The organism is Nocardia higoensis (assembly GCF_015477835.1).
GTDB lineage: Bacteria > Actinomycetota > Actinomycetes > Mycobacteriales > Mycobacteriaceae > Nocardia > Nocardia higoensis_A.
The window spans coordinates 828,911-845,527 of sequence record NZ_JADLQN010000001.1 but is presented as its reverse complement, the minus strand read 5'-3'; the positions used below and the strand labels follow the sequence as shown (position 1 = coordinate 845,527).

16 protein-coding genes and 1 pseudogene are annotated in these 16,617 nt (G+C 69.9%); 14 read left to right on the top strand and 3 right to left on the bottom strand.

Annotated elements, in window-relative coordinates:
- The first annotated feature begins 14 nt into the window (after positions 1-14).
- Complete coding sequence (locus IU449_RS03830) at positions 15-1,532, top strand: sulfatase (RefSeq protein WP_195000560.1); 1,518 nt, start codon at positions 15-17, stop codon at positions 1,530-1,532.
- 33 nt (positions 1,533-1,565) lie between these two features.
- Here IU449_RS03830 and IU449_RS03825 read toward each other — a convergent pair whose 3' ends face one another.
- Positions 1,566-2,351 (bottom strand): MerR family transcriptional regulator, encoded by a 786-nt coding sequence (locus IU449_RS03825; protein WP_195000559.1) that lies wholly within the window; start codon positions 2,349-2,351, stop codon positions 1,566-1,568.
- 4 nt (positions 2,352-2,355) lie between these two features.
- Positions 2,356-3,171, bottom strand: coding sequence for an alpha/beta fold hydrolase (locus tag IU449_RS03820; RefSeq protein WP_228803679.1), 816 nt, complete (start codon positions 3,169-3,171; stop codon positions 2,356-2,358).
- A 403-nt stretch (positions 3,172-3,574) separates the two neighbouring features.
- On the opposite strand from IU449_RS03820, the gene IU449_RS03815 reads away from it, so the two are divergent.
- The 11 genes and pseudogenes from IU449_RS03815 (at position 3,575) to IU449_RS03770 (ending at position 14,488) form a co-directional block, all read left to right on the top strand.
- The gene (locus tag IU449_RS03815) at positions 3,575-4,624 is read left to right on the top strand and encodes a 3-oxoacyl-ACP synthase III family protein (protein ID WP_195002291.1); all 1,050 of its coding nucleotides are present in this window, start codon (positions 3,575-3,577) and stop codon (positions 4,622-4,624) included.
- An 8-nt stretch (positions 4,625-4,632) separates the two neighbouring features.
- Positions 4,633-5,547, top strand: coding sequence for a hypothetical protein (locus IU449_RS03810; RefSeq protein WP_195000558.1), 915 nt, complete (start codon positions 4,633-4,635; stop codon positions 5,545-5,547).
- A complete protein-coding gene (locus IU449_RS03805) occupies positions 5,544-7,265 on the top strand; it encodes a fatty acid CoA ligase family protein (protein WP_195000557.1) in 1,722 nt (573 codons plus the stop codon). Before IU449_RS03810 ends, IU449_RS03805 begins: the two co-directional genes overlap by 4 nt.
- Positions 7,262-7,597, top strand: a complete 336-nt coding sequence (locus tag IU449_RS28820; RefSeq protein ID WP_228803677.1) for a hypothetical protein — start codon at positions 7,262-7,264, stop codon at positions 7,595-7,597. The genes IU449_RS03805 and IU449_RS28820 overlap by 4 nt, the downstream gene beginning before the upstream one ends.
- A complete protein-coding gene (locus IU449_RS03800; RefSeq protein ID WP_324188076.1) occupies positions 7,594-8,640 on the top strand; it encodes an NAD-dependent epimerase/dehydratase family protein in 1,047 nt (348 codons plus the stop codon). The genes IU449_RS28820 and IU449_RS03800 overlap by 4 nt, the downstream gene beginning before the upstream one ends.
- Before the next feature lie 20 nt (positions 8,641-8,660).
- Positions 8,661-9,848, top strand: a complete 1,188-nt coding sequence (locus IU449_RS03795) for a peptide synthetase (protein ID WP_195000555.1) — start codon at positions 8,661-8,663, stop codon at positions 9,846-9,848.
- Positions 9,845-11,947, top strand: coding sequence for an MMPL family transporter (locus tag IU449_RS03790; RefSeq protein WP_324188075.1), 2,103 nt, complete (start codon positions 9,845-9,847; stop codon positions 11,945-11,947). The genes IU449_RS03795 and IU449_RS03790 overlap by 4 nt, the downstream gene beginning before the upstream one ends.
- A gap of 147 nt (positions 11,948-12,094) precedes the next feature.
- On the top strand, positions 12,095-12,418 hold the full coding sequence (locus IU449_RS03785; protein ID WP_195000554.1) for a putative quinol monooxygenase: 324 nt from the start codon (positions 12,095-12,097) through the stop codon (positions 12,416-12,418).
- Between the two features lie 131 nt (positions 12,419-12,549).
- Positions 12,550-13,383, top strand: coding sequence for an enoyl-CoA hydratase-related protein (locus IU449_RS03780; RefSeq protein ID WP_195000553.1), 834 nt, complete (start codon positions 12,550-12,552; stop codon positions 13,381-13,383).
- Between the two features lie 62 nt (positions 13,384-13,445).
- Positions 13,446-13,628: pseudogene (locus IU449_RS28815) on the top strand (amidohydrolase); the annotation flags it as partial.
- 245 nt (positions 13,629-13,873) lie between these two features.
- Positions 13,874-14,488 (top strand): class I SAM-dependent DNA methyltransferase, encoded by a 615-nt coding sequence (locus tag IU449_RS03770; RefSeq protein WP_195000551.1) that lies wholly within the window; start codon positions 13,874-13,876, stop codon positions 14,486-14,488.
- A gap of 149 nt (positions 14,489-14,637) precedes the next feature.
- Here IU449_RS03770 and IU449_RS03765 read toward each other — a convergent pair whose 3' ends face one another.
- Complete coding sequence (locus tag IU449_RS03765; protein WP_324188074.1) at positions 14,638-15,147, bottom strand: DUF1360 domain-containing protein; 510 nt, start codon at positions 15,145-15,147, stop codon at positions 14,638-14,640.
- 225 nt (positions 15,148-15,372) lie between these two features.
- On the opposite strand from IU449_RS03765, the gene IU449_RS03760 reads away from it, so the two are divergent.
- Positions 15,373-15,921, top strand: a complete 549-nt coding sequence (locus tag IU449_RS03760; protein ID WP_195000550.1) for a DUF2231 domain-containing protein — start codon at positions 15,373-15,375, stop codon at positions 15,919-15,921.
- A 169-nt stretch (positions 15,922-16,090) separates the two neighbouring features.
- The gene (locus IU449_RS03755) at positions 16,091-16,465 is read left to right on the top strand and encodes a group I truncated hemoglobin (protein WP_195000549.1); all 375 of its coding nucleotides are present in this window, start codon (positions 16,091-16,093) and stop codon (positions 16,463-16,465) included.
- Positions 16,466-16,617 lie beyond the last annotated feature (152 nt).

Sequence of the window (16,617 nt, the reverse complement as noted above, 5' to 3'; positions counted from 1 at the left end):
CAGAGGAGTTCGAGATGTTCACCGTGCGAACAGCGCGACGGGCGCTGACCGTATCCCTGGTAGTCGCCTCCGCCTCCACGATGTGTGTTTCCGCCGCGTCGGCACTGGAGGACGATCGCCCCAATGTGGTGATGATCCTCGCCGACGACCTCGACGCGGTGACCACTCCGGTGTGGGAAGCCATGCCGCGCACCGCCGAGCTGATCAGGGACCGCGGTGTCGAATTCGCCGAGGGATTCGCGCCGCTGCCGATCTGCTGCGCGGCCCGATCCTCCATCCTGACCGGCAACTACGGTCACAACACCGGGGTGCTGACCAACGCGGGCCCCGTCGGCGGATTCGAGACATTCCGCGCCAACGGCAACGAGTCGCGCACCTTCGTCACCGCCCTGCGCGACAGCGGATACCGGACCGGGATGGCGGGTAAATACCTCAACGGTCTCGAGGACGACCCCGGTCACATCCCGCCCGGCTGGGACGACTGGAACGCCGGCGTCGACAACTTCCTGTACGCCGGATACAACTACACCCTCAACGAGAACGGCCGCTTCGTGAAATACGGTGTGGCGCCACAGGATTACCAGACCGATGTCGTCGCCGAGAAATCCCGGCGCTTCATCACCGAATCGGCCGCATCCAGGCAGCCGTTCTTCTGGTACGCGGCATCGACCGCACCGCATTTCCCGATTCCGCCCGCACCGCGCCACATGGCCGAAACCGTGCCCACCGCCGCACCTCGCTCGCCGAACTACCAGGAGGCCGACGTCTCCGACAAACCCACCTGGCTGATCGACACCGCACTCCCCCGAGCCGCGACGATCGAGGCCACCAACGACGTCGACTACACCAACCGACTGGGCGCGCTGAAGTCACTCGACGAGATGGTGGCGAGCATCGTGGCGACCCTCGCCGAGACCGGCGAGCTCGACAACACCTACCTGATCTTCACCTCCGACAACGGCTACAGCCTCGGCGCGCATCGCCTCACCCAGAAGATGGCGCCCTACGAGGAATCCATGCGGGTGCCGTTCGCGATCGCGGGGCCGGGTATCGCGCGCGGGCGCTCCGACGCCATGGCACTGTCGATCGATCTGGCACCCACCATCCTGGACTGGGCCGGGATCGGCGGGACGGATCGGATGGACGGCCGCTCGCTCACCCCCGTGCTGCGCGGCGAGAACGCCTCGTGGCGAACCGATTTCGCCGCCGAGTACGGTGGCGCGGGCTACGGCGGGCGGTTCGGCATCGCGCAGGAGCAGATTCCCGGCACGGACACTCCGCTGCAATACATCCTGGACATGCCGTCCTGGGTCGGCATCCGCAACCAGCGCTACCTGTACGTGCGCTGGTACGAGCGGGAGCGTCCGCTCCCCGAGCGCGAATACGAGCTCTACGACCTGGAGGTGGATCCCTATCAGCTCACCAATCTCGTCAAGACCCCCGAAGGCCGCGCCGCCAACGCGGACCTGGTGGCCCAGCTCGACCGGCGGTTGAACGAGTTGGCCACCTGCGCGGGCGCGGCCTGCCGCTGATTTCGCCGCAGGCCGCGTGGATCTAATGGGAGGTCAGTCGGAATCCGGCCCCGGAATCACGATCCCCGCGGCCCGCAGCTCGACTTCCACCAGCGCGGTGAGCCGGGCCGTGGCCGAATCCCGCTCCTCGGCGTAATCCCGGATCAACCGGTAGCGGGTTCCGGTCTCGGTGCGGGCCTGAAAGGCGGTCACCACCTTCAGCAGCGCCGGGTTCGCGAGATAGGTTCCGGCCATGTCAGCGGCGAGTTCGGGTAGGCGAGGGTCGTCCGGCTTCCAGGCCGCGGCTTCCAGGGCGCGTTTGTTCAGAGCGACGAAGCGCGGGTCGTCGAGCGCGAGTTCGAGATCGTCGAGGTACTGTTCGAATCCCTCGGGGACAAGCGCTTTGGCCAGTACCAGCCCTTCCCGCACGGCCGCCACCTGGTCCGGAGTCAGGCCCAGCTCGGGCATTCGCTTCAGCAATGCCACGACGCGTTCCGGCAGCAGGGCCCGGTCGCCGGCCGCCAGCCGCCGCAGGGTGGCCCGCCGGGCGAGCAGGTCCTCGATCCGTTCGGTGAGTTGGCGTTCGACGTCGTCGATTGCGGCGGCGAACAGCGTCGCGTCGGCCTCGAGCAGCGGCCCGATCTCGGCCAACGGCACTCCCGCCGCGGCCAAGGTACGGATCTGCACCAGCCGGGACAGGTCGGCCGATCGGTATCGCCGGTAGCCGCTGCTGTCGCGCGGGGGTTCGTCGAGCAATCCGTGCTTGTGGTAGTGCCGCACGGTCTTGACGGTGACGCCGGCGAATGCCGCCGCCTGCCCGATCGTGACGCCGATGCGCATCTCCTCAGATCGCCTTTCGCTCGCCGAGGGCGGCGAGCTCGCGCACCGCGTCGGCCACGGCCCGGAAGTCCTTGCGGAGGATGTGCGAGTGGTTGCTCGCGACCTTCGCGCTGACCCGCAGATTCGGGTTGACCGCGAGCACCGGATCCAGAGACGCGCGCACCGCCTCCATCTCTTCTTCGCCGCCACCGAGGTTGGCGCCCGTCGCGAGAACGTAGCGCACGGGGTAGTCGGCGCGCTGGAGGACCGGTGCAAGGGCGGCGTGCAACCGATTGGCCTCGATATTGACCTCGGCGTGCTGGTCGGCGCTCATCCGCGCGGCCAGGCCCATCGGACGCGCGAGGGGAAGCAGGAACCTCATGCGGTGGAACAGCTTTCGGATTCGTGCCTCGCCTTCCTCACCTGTCAGACCGTACGGCATGGCGCCGTCCACGGACACCACCCCGGCGACGCGGTCCGGGTTTCGATCGGCCCAGTGCACCGCGAGCAGCGCGCCGTAGGACCAGCCGACGAGCAGGGGACGCTCCACACCGGTGGCCGCGAGGACGGCGTCGATGTCGCGTAGGCACGCCTCGAAGGAATAGTCGGCCGACCGCTTCGACTTGCCTCGGGCCCGTTCGTCGAAGGTGATGTGCCGGTAGTCGTCGCCGAGTTCACCGATCAGCGGCCGCCACGGCGACCGGTCGGCGTAGGAGCCGTTCAAGTAGACGAGGGGTCGGCCGGGGCCACCGGTGTCGGTCACGGCCAACGCCGTGTCGTCGACCGGCACCATGCCGGACCAGGTGGACGGGGTCGAGTTGCCGGATGTCGATGTGATCATGCGATGAGCTTGAACATTGACCTCGGGTCAAGGTCAACAGTTGTCGCGCGCCTCTGCGTCGCCGGCCCTCCGCGTCCCCGGAATTCACCCTCGCCGGTCGTTAACCGATCGGCCTCCGGCCCAGCCACCCGCCCGCCGACGCCCCGCTCGGGCACTCGGAGGTAAACGCCGCATTCCAGGCAGAACGCGCAAGTACTCAGCCGCGCAAGCGGATAGGTTCTGGCTATAGCGGAGTGGTCGCCGGTTGATGACAACTCACGACTGTGAGTCGCGCGCATTGTGTGAACAACGCCACGCTCACCGATTTGCGCAGCACAGCGCTGGTTACTGTCCGGTAATGTCCGTCGCGCCGTCGATCGTGACGATCTCGGAGCCGTCGTCCTTCTCACCGCTGGAGCGCCCCATGTCGCATTCTCGTTTCGAATCCATCGGCGCGTATCTGCCCTCCGACATCCTCACCACCGAGGAGTTGCTGTCCCGGCTGGCCGCGCCTCCGTCGTTCGACCTGGAGAAGATCACCGGGGTCAAGGAACGCCGTGTGCATTCGAAAGACCCGCAGGCGTACGAGGATTCCTTCACGCTGGCCACCAAGGCCGCCGAGGACTGCCTGTCGCGTTCCCGATACGAGGCCGGGGAGATCGATGTCGTCATCTCGGCCTCGATCACCCGCAGCCGGTACGGCACCCGGATGTACATGGAGCCCTCGTTCGCCGGAGCGCTCGCGCGCCGACTCGGGGCAGCCCGCGCCATCACCTTCGATGTCTCCAACGCCTGCGCCGGAATGCTCACCGGCACATACATTCTCGACCGGATGATCCGTTCGGGTGCGGTTCGCAACGGCTTGGTCGTCAGCGGTGAGGCGATCACGCCCATCGCCGACACCGCGGTCGCGGAGATCTCGGAGAAGTACGACCTGCAGTTCGCTTCGCTGTCGGTCGGCGACTCCGGCTGCGCGGTCGTGTTGGACGAGGCGGTCGACGACCGCGACATCATCCACTACGTCGACCTGATGACCGCCGCGGAGTACGCCCAGCTGTGCCTGGGCATGCCCAGCGATCGCAGTCAGGGCATCGCGCTCTACACCGACAACCGGCAGATGCACAACGAGGACCGGTTCCGGCTCGGCCCCGACAGCCACCGCAATTACCTCGATGCCCAGGGCCGCACCTTCGCGGACGAGAAGTTCGACTACGTGATCCACCACCAGTTCGGCGCGGCGGCGATCCCGTGGATGAACGCCATCTGCGAGCGCGAATTCGGCAGTCCGATGCCGCCGGACCTGCGGGTCGTCGAGAAGTACGGCAACACCTCGACCACCTCGCATTTCGTGGTGCTGCACGACGCGTTGCAGGAGCAGGCGATTCCGGCGGGGTCGAAGCTGCTGATGATCCCCGCCGCCTCCGGCATCGTCACCGGATTCCTGTCCACCACCATCTCATCGCTGAAGGTCTAGGTCGAGTCATGAGCGTGCGCATCACATCCACCGCGATCAGCCGCGGCGGCGACACCGCGAGCATCGTCGCCCACAGTGGCCGGGCCGCCCGGCTGTGCCTCGAACGCGCGGGCGTCCGCCCTGACCAGGTCGGCGTGCTGATCAACACCGGCGTCTTCCGCGACTCCAACACCGTGGAGCCCGCCGTGGCGGCGCTGATCCAGAAGGAAGCCGGCATCGGCCTGGAGTACGCCACGCACGATCCGAGGACGTTCGCCTTCGACCTGATGAACGGCGCGACCGGGGTGCTGGAGGCCGTCCGGGTGGCCACCTCGATCCTCGAGACCGGCAGCGCGGAGTACGTGCTGATCGTTTCCGGCGACACCCACCCGTCGCTCTCGCGGCATGCCTCGACCGACGATTTTCCCTACGCCACCTGCGGTGCGGCCATGCTGCTCGGCCGCACCGACGAACCGGCAGGGTTCGGCACGGTGCGCTCGGTCGCCGGCGCGGGCACGCCCGCCGTCGAGGGCTACGTCGACACCGCCGCGATGGGGACGACCGGGCGCGGCGCGATGACGGTGGTCCGCGAAGACGCCTTCGAAGAGCGACTGCTCGCCGCCGCAGTGGAGGCGGCGGCGAGCGTGCTGGCCGAGTCCGGCGTGGGTGAGCCGGGCGAACTCGCGCTCGTCACCTCGACGCCGACACCGGATTTCGGCGGCCGCGTCGCGGATGCGCTCGGCATCGACCGCACGCACGTGCGCGTCCCCGATCTCACCGACGGCGACCCGCACACCGCGTCCCTGACCGCCGCGTTCGACCGGGCGGTCGTCGAGGACACGCTCACCGGCTACCGCCGCGTCCTGTTCGTCGCGGCGGGCGCGGGACCGTCGGCCGCCGCCGTGCTGTACCGGCTGCCCGTTCCGGCGGGAGTACGGGCATGACCGCTGCCGACACGCTCGGCGCCGAGCGCAGCACCGCCCCGGTCACCTACTGGGCCGGTCTGGACCGGTTCCGTGAGGTCGTGCGCCGGGACCCGCACCGCCCGGCGCTGCGCTATCCCGACGGCTTCGGCCCCGACGGATTGCCGCAGTACCGCAGGCTCGAGTACGGCGAACTGGATGCCTGGGCGGCCACCATCGCCCAGCGCATGGCCGACGCGGGCGTCGGCGCGGGCACCAGGACGATCGTGCTGGTGCTGCCCGGCCCGGAACTCTACGCAATCCTGTTGGGCCTGTTGGAGATCGGCGCCGTTCCGGTGGTCATCGATCCCGGCATGGGGGTGCGCCGGATGCTGCGCTGCTTGCGCGCGGTACGAGCCGAAGCCTTCGTCGGCATGCCGCAAGCACACGCGCTGCGGGTGTTGGCGCGCTGGAACTTCCGGAGCGTGCGCACCACGGTGACGGTGGGCAAGCGCTGGTTCTGGGGCGGACCCACGCTGAACTCGTGGGGCCGCCGACCGGAGCGTCCCCGGGTGCCGGGTGTGCACGGCGCCGCCGAGGACACGCTGCTCATCGCCTTCACCACGGGCAGCACCGGCCCGGCCAAAGCCGTCGAGATGACGCACGGCAATCTCAGCGCGATGGTCGAGCAAGTGCACATCGCCCGTGACGAGCGCGCGCCCGAGGCCTCGCTCATCACGCTGCCGCTCGTCGGCGTGCTGGACCTGCTGCTCGGATCGCGCTGCGTCATCCCACCGCTGGTGCCGAGCAAGGTGGGCGCCACCGATCCCGAGCATGTGGTGGATGCGATCCGCCGGTTCGACGTGCGCACCATGTTCGCCTCCCCCGCCGTATTGATCCCGCTGCTGCGCAGGCTGCGCGCGCGGCCGCAGGAACTTCCCACCCTCGAGAGTGTGTTCTCCGGCGGTGCGCCGGTGCCGGACTGGTGCATCACGGGTCTGCGCGAGGTGCTGCGCGAGGATGTCCGCATCTTCGCCGGCTACGGCTCCACCGAGGCGCTGCCCATGTCTACCGTCGAATCGCGAGAGCTGCTGGACGGATTGGTGGAGCGAGCGCACCGCGGCGAGGGCACCTGCCTCGGCCGACCGGCGCACCGGATCGAGGCGCGGGTCGTGGCGATCACCGACGAACCGCTGCCGACCTGGGTCGATGCCGAACGTCGCGCCGGTGAGCTGGACAGTACCGGCGGCATCGGCGAGCTCGTCGTCGCCGGACCCAATGTGAGCACCCGCTACCACTGGCCGGAACGGGCCAACGCGCTGGGCAAGATCGCCGACGGCGACCGCATCTGGCACCGCACCGGCGACCTCGCCCGCCTCGACGGGCAGGGGCGGATCTGGTTCTGCGGCCGCAAGAGTCAGCGGGTGCGCACCACGGACGGCGAATTGTTCACCGTGCAGGTGGAGCAGATCTTCGCACCGGTGGCAGGCGTGGCACGCACCGCGCTGGTCGGTGTCGGCGAGCCCGGCGTGCAGCGTCCGGTGCTGTGCGTCGAAGTCGACGAGGATCACCCGGACGGCGCCGATCAAGGCTCGGTGCTTGCCGCCGTACGCGCTCGCGCCGCCGAGTTCGCGCTCACCCGGGCGATCACCGATGTCCTGGTACACCCCGGCTTCCCGGTCGATATCCGGCACAACGCCAAGATCGGCCGCGAACAGCTGGCCGTGTGGGCGGGCGAGCAGTTGGACGGCGCACGATGAGCGCGCCCGCGCGGACCGCGCCGGACGTTCAGAACGCGCCGAAGGCACAGTCCTCGGCGAAAGTGCTCGCGCTGCGGGCGATCCCGATCGCCGGCTGGCTGTATCTGGTGGCCGGAGCCGTGGCGGCATGGCGTGGGCGCGTACCGCGCCACCGGTTGCTGCGGGCGGCCTGGTGGATCGACGCCTTCCTCAGCGTGGTGGTGCACGCCGCGCAGATCCCGGTCGCCCTGCGTGCCGCGCAAGGCAGCGGCCACTCCGCGCTGCGCACCGCACTACTGACCCAGATCTTCGGGCTGACCTGGTGGCGCACCAACGGAAAGGGACAGGCGTGAGCACAGTACTGGTCACGGGAGCATCGGGATTCGTCGGCGGCGCCGTGGTGCGTCGGCTGGTACGCGACGGTGAGCACGAGGTGGCCGTTCTGGTGCGCCCCACCAGCGACCTGAGCGATCTCGGCGACGCCGCGGACATGGTGCGCAAGATCTACGGCGACCTCACCGATCCCGCCTCGCTGACGCGCGCCACCGCGGGCGTCGACATCGTCGTCCACAGCGCGGCCCGGGTCGACGAACGCGGCACCCACGCCCAGTTCGTCACCGAAAACCTCACCGCCACCGAGCATCTGCTGAGCGCCGCTCGTCGCGACGGCGCTTCTCGTTTCGTCTTCGTCTCCAGCCCGAGCGCGCTGATGGACCGCGACGGCGGCGATCAGGTCGACGTCGACGAATCCGTGCCGTACCCCCGTCGGTATCTGAACCACTACTCCGAGACCAAGGCCGCCGCCGAGCGCGCCGTGCTGGCAGCCGACTCCCCCGGGATGCGGACCGTCGCGCTGCGGCCGCGGGCGATCTGGGGTGCGGGCGACCGATCCGGCCCGATCGTGCGCCTGCTCTCGCGCACCCAGGCCGGCTCGCTACCCGACCTGTCCTTCGGCCGCACCGTGTACGCCTCGCTCTGCCATGTCGACAACGTGGTGGAGGCGTGCCTGCTCGCGGCCCGGCCCGAAGCCCCTGGTGGGCGCGCGTATTTCGTGGCCGATGCCGAACGTACCGACGTGTGGGGATTCCTTGCCGAGGTCGCTCGGCGGCTCGGTTACCCGGTGCCCACCCGCACCCCGAACCCCGTCGTGCTGAACGCGCTGGTGCGGGTGCTCGACACGGTGTGGCGCATCCCGGCGGTGGCTGCCCGGTGGTCTCCGCCGCTGTCGGGCTATGTCGTCGCGCTGCTCAGTCGCACCGCCACCTACGACACCGGCGCTGCCGCCCGCGATCTGGGGTTCCGGCCGGTCATGGACCGCGACACCGGCATCGACCAATTCCTCACCTGGCTGCGCGCCGAGGGCGGAGCGCTCGCCCTCACCGCATCACTGCGCTGATTCCGCGAACGGACACGACGATGGGCACCGACTTCCGCAGGCCGATCACCCCCACCGAACGGCTCTACTTCTCCACCCGGCAGGTGACGCCGCCGTTCATCATGCAACTCGCGGTGCCCGGGGAGGGCACGCTGGACCCGGCCGTTCTGCAACGGGCCGTCGACGCCGCCTCGGCCGCGAATCCGGGATCACGGCTGGTCGCCGACGGCGATCGGTGGGTCGACAGCGGAGTCGGCGCGAGGGTGCGGGTGGTGCCCGGCTGGACGCTGGACTACACCGCGCTCGAGCACGATGCCGAACTGAACACACCACTCGGCCCCACCCCGGACCGCACCACCGAGGTGCTGCTGCTCACCGGCGCCCCGGTGACGGTGGTGTTCCGGGCGTTCCACGGCGTGATGGACGGCATGGGTCTGCGCCTGTGGGTGGACGACGTCTTCCGTGCGCTGCGCGGGGAAACGCTTCTCGGCGCACCCGATCCGATCGCCGACGCCGAACTCGTCGATCGCCTCGGCGTGCCGGGGAAGCCGACCCTGGTGGTCCCCCGCTTCCGCGCGGCCACCGGCCACGGCAGACAGGATCCCGCCGCACCGCGATGGCTGCTGCGGCATCGGACGGTCGAGGCCAACGGTCGCGCCGTGGTGGCACGGACGTGCGCGATCCTCGCCGAGCAGACCCGCGGCACCTCCCGCTTCATGATTCCGGTCGACCTGCGCAGGCACGATCCGGCCCTGCGCTCCACCGGGAATCTGGCGCTGCCGCTGTTCATGGACATCGCGCCCGGCACCGGCTGGCAGGCCGTCTCCGCGCGGATGCGTGAGGGCCTGAGCGTGGATCAGGAACTGAACGAGATGGACAACGGCGGACTGTCCCGCTACCCGAAGCCGATCGTGCGCACGGTGCTGCGGGCGAGCAACTGGCTGGGTGCACGCGCGGGTCGGAACATGGTGTCGGCCACCGTCTCCCATATGGGCACGGTCGACACGGCCGCGCTCGCCACACCCACCTGGCAGCCCACCACCATGCGCGTCTTGCCCCAGCACAGCGGCGCGATGCCGCTGCTGTTCGGCATACTCGCGGTCGGACCGCGGCTGGAGATCACCGTCTCGGCTCGCAACGGCGCGGGCATCGAACCTCGGCTCGAGGCGGTGCTGGACATTCTGGCCGCGCGGCTCACCGCCGAACTCGCCGAAGCGCCCGCGGCGTGACCTGGCTTGATCGGCTCGTGCAGAGCCGGCCCCGGATCGTCCTGGCCATGTTCGCCGGGATCATGCTGGCGGGCGGGCTGTTCGGCGCGGACACCGCCGAGCGGGTGAGTTCGGCCGGATTCGGCGATCCCGGCAGCGAGTCCGCTCTGGTGGAAACCCTGGTGCGCGAGCACTTCGGCCCCCAGACCCCGGACGTCGTGGCGCTGTACACCGCGCCGGAGGGGCGCATGATCGACGAGGTGGCCCCGCAGGTGCGCGCCGCATTGGACGCCATCGATCCCGCGCTGCTGCAACGCCCCGTCGAGACCCCGTGGACGAGCCCAGGCAAGTCCGGCATGCTGCGCTCTGCCGACGGCACGCAGGCATTGGCCCTGGTCTACCTCGTCGGGGACGAGAACCGCCGCATCCGCGCCTTCACCGATGTCGAGGCGACACTGCGGGTGCGGGACGTGCCCACCCGGCTGTCCGGCTACAGCGCGCTGGCCACCGAGATCAACGAGCGATCGGCCCAGGATCTCGTTCGCGCCGAAGCGATTTCGCTGCCGATGGTGCTGGTGATCCTGGTCGTGGTGTTCGGCGGGCTGATCGCGGCTGCCCTGCCGCTGGCAGTCGGTGTGCTGACCGTGCTCGGCGCGCTCGGCGCGATCCGCCTGCTCACCGAGTTCACCGAGGTGAGCGTCTTCGCGGTCAATATCGCCTCCCTGCTCGGCCTCGGCATGGCCGTCGACTACGGCCTGTTCCTGGTGAGCCGGTTCCGCGAGGAGCGCGCAGCCGGAGCGGACGTGGCCGCGGCGGTGTCGCGCACCTACGCCACCGCGGGCCGAACCGTCGCGTTCTCCGCGCTCCTGTTGATCTGCGCTTTCGCCGGAACGTTCGTCTTTCCCCAGGCGGTGTTGCGCTCGCTGGGCTACGGCGCGATCGCCGCGGTCGCCCTGGCGGCGCTGCTCTCGCTGACGGTCCTGCCCGCGCTGCTGGTACTGGTCGGGCACCGCCTCGCGCCGGCCGCCGCGCAGCCGCGCACCGAACGCTTCTGGAGCCGGGTGGTCGATGTGGTGCTGCGCCGTCCCGGCGCGGTCGCGCTCGCCGCCGCCGCGATCCTGCTGTCGCTCGCCGCGCCGCTGGCCGGATTGCGGCTCGGCGACATCGACCACCGCGCGCTGCCCGCCGACAGCCCGTCGCGGGCGACCGTCGAGGAACTCACCATACGGTTCCCCGCGGCGGGCAGCGGCATCGACGCGGTGTTGCGCGGCGACGACGGCCCGCCGCAATCGGCGGCCGTCGCGAGCGCCTCCCGCGCCATCGCCGCGGTGCCGGGTATACGCACGGTGTTGCAGGTGGGGCGCGCCGACAACCTCGTGGTCTTCCACGCGTTCCTGGACGCCACCGACCGAAGCGACCTCGCCGCGGACGCGGTCCACGCGGTGCGCGCACTCGAACCGCCGCTGGGCACCGACCTGCTGGTCGGCGGCGACACCGCGGCCACCGTCGACAGCGTGGACTCGATCCTGCGCGACATGCCCTGGATGACGCTGGTGATGGTGGCGGCCACCCTGATCCTGCTGACGGCCGCCTTCCGCTCGATCGTGTTGCCGCTCAAAGCCGTTGTCATGGCCGTTCTCAGCCTCGGCGCCACATTCGGGGTACTCACCTGGATCTTCTGCGACGGCAACCTCGCCGGCCTGCTCGCGGTGAGCACCGGCCCGATCGCCGCGGGCATGCTGGTGCTGGTCATCGCGGTGGTCTTCGGGCTGTCCACCGACTACGAGGTGTTCCTGCTCTCGCGGATGGTGGAGGCACACGACAACGGCGCCGACACCACCGAGGCGGCGCGGATCGGGACGGTGCGCACCGCCCGCGTGGTCACAGCCGCCGCGACGCTGCTGGTGATCGTCACCGGCGCGTTCGCCCTCTCTCCGCTGACCCCGATGCGCATGCTCGGCCTCGGCATGATCATCGCCCTGATCATCGACGCCACGCTGGTGCGCATGTTGCTGGTACCCGCGACCGTGCGCCTGCTCGGCGCGGCGAACTGGTGGTCGCCGTTTCCCCGCCCGAGCCGGATGGACTCTGAGCGCACTGCCGCGGCGCTCGAGGGGTAGCGTCCGGGTACCGGACATCTCCGGTACCCGGCGCTGTCGGTGAACGGGCAGCCGCTCCGCGTCAGCCCCTTGCGGTCACATGAAACCGCTTGTACGCTCCCGAAATATATCGACCGTTATAAACCGGTGTTATCGAAGGAGATCCCCATGGCCGCACCGATCGTCGTCGTCGCAACCATAGTCGCCAAGCCCGGTCACGAGGACGACGTCGAGAAGGCTTTCGCCGATGCGGCGCCCGCGGTGCACGCCGAGCCGGGTTGCCTGCTCTACGCCTTGCACAAGAAGACAGCGGAGCCGGGCATTTTCGTGATGGTCGAGAAGTGGGCTTCCCAGGAGGCGCTGGGCGCGCACATGCAGGGTGAGGTCATGCGCGGGATCGGCGCCGCCCTGCGCGACGCGCTGGCCGCCGCGCCGGACATCCAGATGCTGGAGGCCATCCCCGCGGGTGATGCCGACCGCGGCGCGGTCTGAGCACAGCACCCTCCGGTCCGTCGCCGCGATGGCCCGCTCCGATCCCGCCGTCCTATCGTCGAGCAGGATCGGGACGGGCGGACGGCGACAGGCCGACCACGACACCGAGTACCCCGCGAAAGGCAGCCACGATGGGCTACACCACGATCAGCTACGCCGTCAGCGACGCGATCGCGACGATCACACTGAACCGCCCCGAGGCGCGCAACGGCTTCACCGCCGACATGGCCGACGAGCTCGGTGCGGCGCTGACCGCGGCGGATCTCGACGATCAGGTCAGGGTGGTCGTGCTCACCGCCACCGGAAAGTACTTCTGCGTCGGCATGGACCTGAGCGCGGGCGGCGGCGAAGAGGACATGGACCACCCGGACTGGGTCGAATGGGCCACCCGGGTGGCGCGGCCGATGACCGACCTGAACAAGCCCGTCATCGCCGTGCTCCAGGGTCCGGCCGTCGGCGTGGGCATCACCATGACGCTGGCCGCGGACTTCCGCCTCGCCGCCGACGACGCCCGGTTCGGTTTCGTCTTCGGACGCCGCGGTCTGGCCCCCGAAGCCGGATCGCTGTGGTACCTGCCGCAGCTCGTCGGCCTGGCCAAGGCCAAGGAGTGGATGCTGACCGGACGGCTCATCGAGGCCGACGAGGCGCTGGCCGCGGGCCTGGTCACCAGCCTGCACTCACAGGAGACCCTGCTCGACGCCGCCTACGCGCTGGCCCGTGAACTCGCCACCGAGATCGCTCCCGGCTCGGCCGCGATCATCCGCCGCGGCCTGGTCGCCATGACCGCCGACGGCAGCCCCGAAGCCGCGTTCGAGTTCGACCGCAAGACCATTCCGCACGCGCTGCGCTCCGCGGACATCGCCGAGGGAGTCGGCGCGTTCCTCGCCAAGCGCCCGCCCGTCTTCACCGGCGTCGCCCGCCGTGACATCCCCGATCTCACGAAGTGGCTGCGCGCCTCGTCGTAGCGCCCGCAGTCCGCGGTGTCGGCGTCCGACGCGAGGTCGGACACCGGCACCGCTCACCTCACTCAAGCAAGCCGCCGATCACGGCGCCCGAAACCTCGATGGCCGTGGTGATCGCCCTGTTCGGCTGCAACTCCATGTGCGCCACCACCGACCTGCTGTTTTCCCCCGTCTTCCATCGCCACCCGCGTCTGAAGCCCGCCCTCAGCGAGGGCGGCATCGGCTGGGTGCCCGAGCTCGGATCGCGGCGGCCGACTGGGTCGATCAGGATCTGCTCACCCGTGAGCACTCCGCCCGGCTGCTGGACGCGGAGATCGCCGCGGATGCCGCCTGCCTCGCCGAACGGGAGAAACGCGGAGAGCAGCAGCGAACGCAGGCCGGGCTGCGACAGCGGATCAGCACGATGGAGTCGATCCGGGACCGATTGCGCGTGCCCCGCGAACGCGGCGGGCCGTAACGCGCGCCTGTCGGTGGTGCGCGGTAGTTTGCAGGCATGGCAGCCGATGCCGAACAGCGAATCATCGATCTCTACCAGCGTCATGCGGACGACTGGGCTCGTGAGCGGGGTGATCGCCTGGTACTCGAGAAGAACTGGCTCGACCGTTTCACCGCACTGCTACCGGAGGCCGCGACAGTGCTCGACCTCGGCTGCGGATCCGGGATGCCGATCGCCGGCCACCTCATCGAGCGGGGCTGCCGGGTCACCGGGGTCGACTCCTCCCCCGCCATGATCGGCCGGTGCGCCCGGCGTTTCCCCGGCCACGAATGGCTCGTGGGTGACATGCGGACCTCGGCGCCGGACCGCACGTTCCACGGAATCCTCGCCTGGGACAGCTTCTTCCACCTCGCCCCGGACGATCAACGCCGGATGTTCCCGGTCTTCGGCACACGTGCCGCGGCAGGCGCCGCGTTGATGTTCACCAGCGGCCCGACGGCGGATGTACGCATCGGCACCTACCACGGCGAGCCGCTCTATCACGCGAGTCTCGACAGCGACGAGTACCGGGAATTGCTGCACGTCAACGGGTTCGAGGTCGTCGCCCATATCGCGGAGGACCCCGGGTGCGGACTGCACACCGTCTGGCTCGCGCGTCGTGCCGAACGCTGACGGTCACCGGCGAGGGCCCCGCCACTCCCGAGGCGATCCGCGGTGCGGCGAATTCGCGGAAAGCGCTCGACAGCACCGGTCGGCTCACCGCTCCAGCATCCGGCGCGTCGCCGGGTAGGTCGGTCGTGGAAACCGTCCAACGGTCCTGATCACGCGGTGGCGGGCCGCGTGCCCGGGAGCGGGATCTCGCCCTCGGCGATCTGCTGGGCGGTCGCATAGGCCAGGTGCAGGAAGTCGGCGCCGACCAGGGCGGCCATCGCGTCGGTGACCACCCGGGTAGCGCGCGGCGCGAACGTCTGGCCGATGACGAACCCGGTGACCACCCAGACGTCGAGACAGAACGGGCAGCTGAGCAGTTCCCCCAGACTGTGGCCCAGCCCGCCTTCGGCCTTCGGCTTCTCACTCACCTCGCCGGGACCACTGCCCCCATCCGACGGGCTCGTGAACGCGGCACGCACCGGCGCGGTGACCGCGCCCTTCGTCACCAAGCGCGACACCTTGTGGGTGGCCAGCGCCGTGCCGATCACGTCACGGACGCTCATCCCGTCCGGGAGTCGCTTGCCGGTCGCCATCCCGGCGAGCACAGTGCCGGTCACCACCACGCCGTACAGCACGAGTGTCGCCAGATAGCCGCCGAGCGGGCGGTCGTCGTCGTTCACGATCCGGCCCGATCGCGGTGGTGTCGCTCCCTGTGTCGTGACATCGCTCGGCTTCTCCCTCAATTCGCGCGTGCGCACATCGGGCGCCGGACTTCGGTCGTCCGGCGGGTGGCTGCTGGGCGACCTACCCGGGCCACCGAGCGGCAAACCGGACTTCTCGACGGCCGGGCCCGCAACACCGGGCGCAGACCGGTTCATCAGCGGCGACGCGGGTATCGCCGGGGCATGGACATGAACCGAATACTGCGCGCGCCCGAGACGGCCGAAGGACTCGACCGTCCTGCCGCGAAGCTCGTCACCGCTGCCCGCACACTGTTCGGCGACGGCCGGGTCTCCGACTGGGCACGCGGCTCCTCACTGGGCCACCCACTCCATCCGATTCTGGTCACCATGCCGGTGGGCGCGTGGTCCAGCGCCGCCGTGCTGCGCACCGTGGGGCGCACCGAGGAAGCCCGAAGACTCGTGCTGATCGGACTGCTGGCCACCCCGCCCGCTGTCGCCGTGGGACTGGCCGAGTTCCAAGACCTCGACGCCGCCCAGCGACGTGTCGGCCTCGTGCACGCGGCCATGAATGCCGTTGCCACTGTGCTGTTCTCAGCCGCTTACCGCTCGCTCGACGACCGTGCGGCCACCGCCTTGGGCGCGGCCGGCCTGGCCGCGATGGGCGCCGGGGGCGCGTTCGGCGGGCATCTCGCCTACGCCCTCGGCGCCGGTGTCCACCGATGGCAGCACGCTCCGTCGACACTCGACTCCCCGGCCGCGCCGGTGCCTTGACGACGGCAGCCGTGCCTGTCGGCAGGGCGACGATGTTGCCGGTGCATTTCATCGAACTCACAGTGACCGGTCGCGGCGGTGAGTACAGAGCAACCGGACCGGCACACACGGCAATCCGACCGCGACGCACAGCTCACGACCAGGCAATACGCCCTTGCTGAAGTGGTATATGACCACTTCCGAGACAACCACCGCGATCTTCGACACCATCGGCGGATACGAAGCACTCGAAGCCGTCGTCGACGACTTCTACACCCGGGTGCTGGCCGACGAGCAACTGGCCGGGTTCTTCAGCGGCACCAATATGAACCGCCTGCGCGGAAAACAGGTGGAATTCTTCGCCGCCGCGCTCGGCGGCCCCGACCCTTACCGCGGCGCCCCGATGAAACAAGTCCACCAAGGACGCGGCATCACCATGACCCATTTCGGTCTGGTCGCGGGACATCTCACCGATTCCCTCGCCGCCGCGGGCGTCCCACCGGGCCTGGTCGAGCAGATCATCGCCGCCATCGCCCCACTGGCCGAGGACATCACCTCCGGCTGACCGTCGTCACCCCAGCCGACACCGACCCGGGGCGGCCGCGCTCGCGACCTCTCGCCGGGCCGGGTGACACCCCGGCGCCGTCATCCACGGCCCACTCGCACCGAAGCCGTGCACATCGGCCCCCGTCTGCCGGAACGCGATCACGGGCAGGT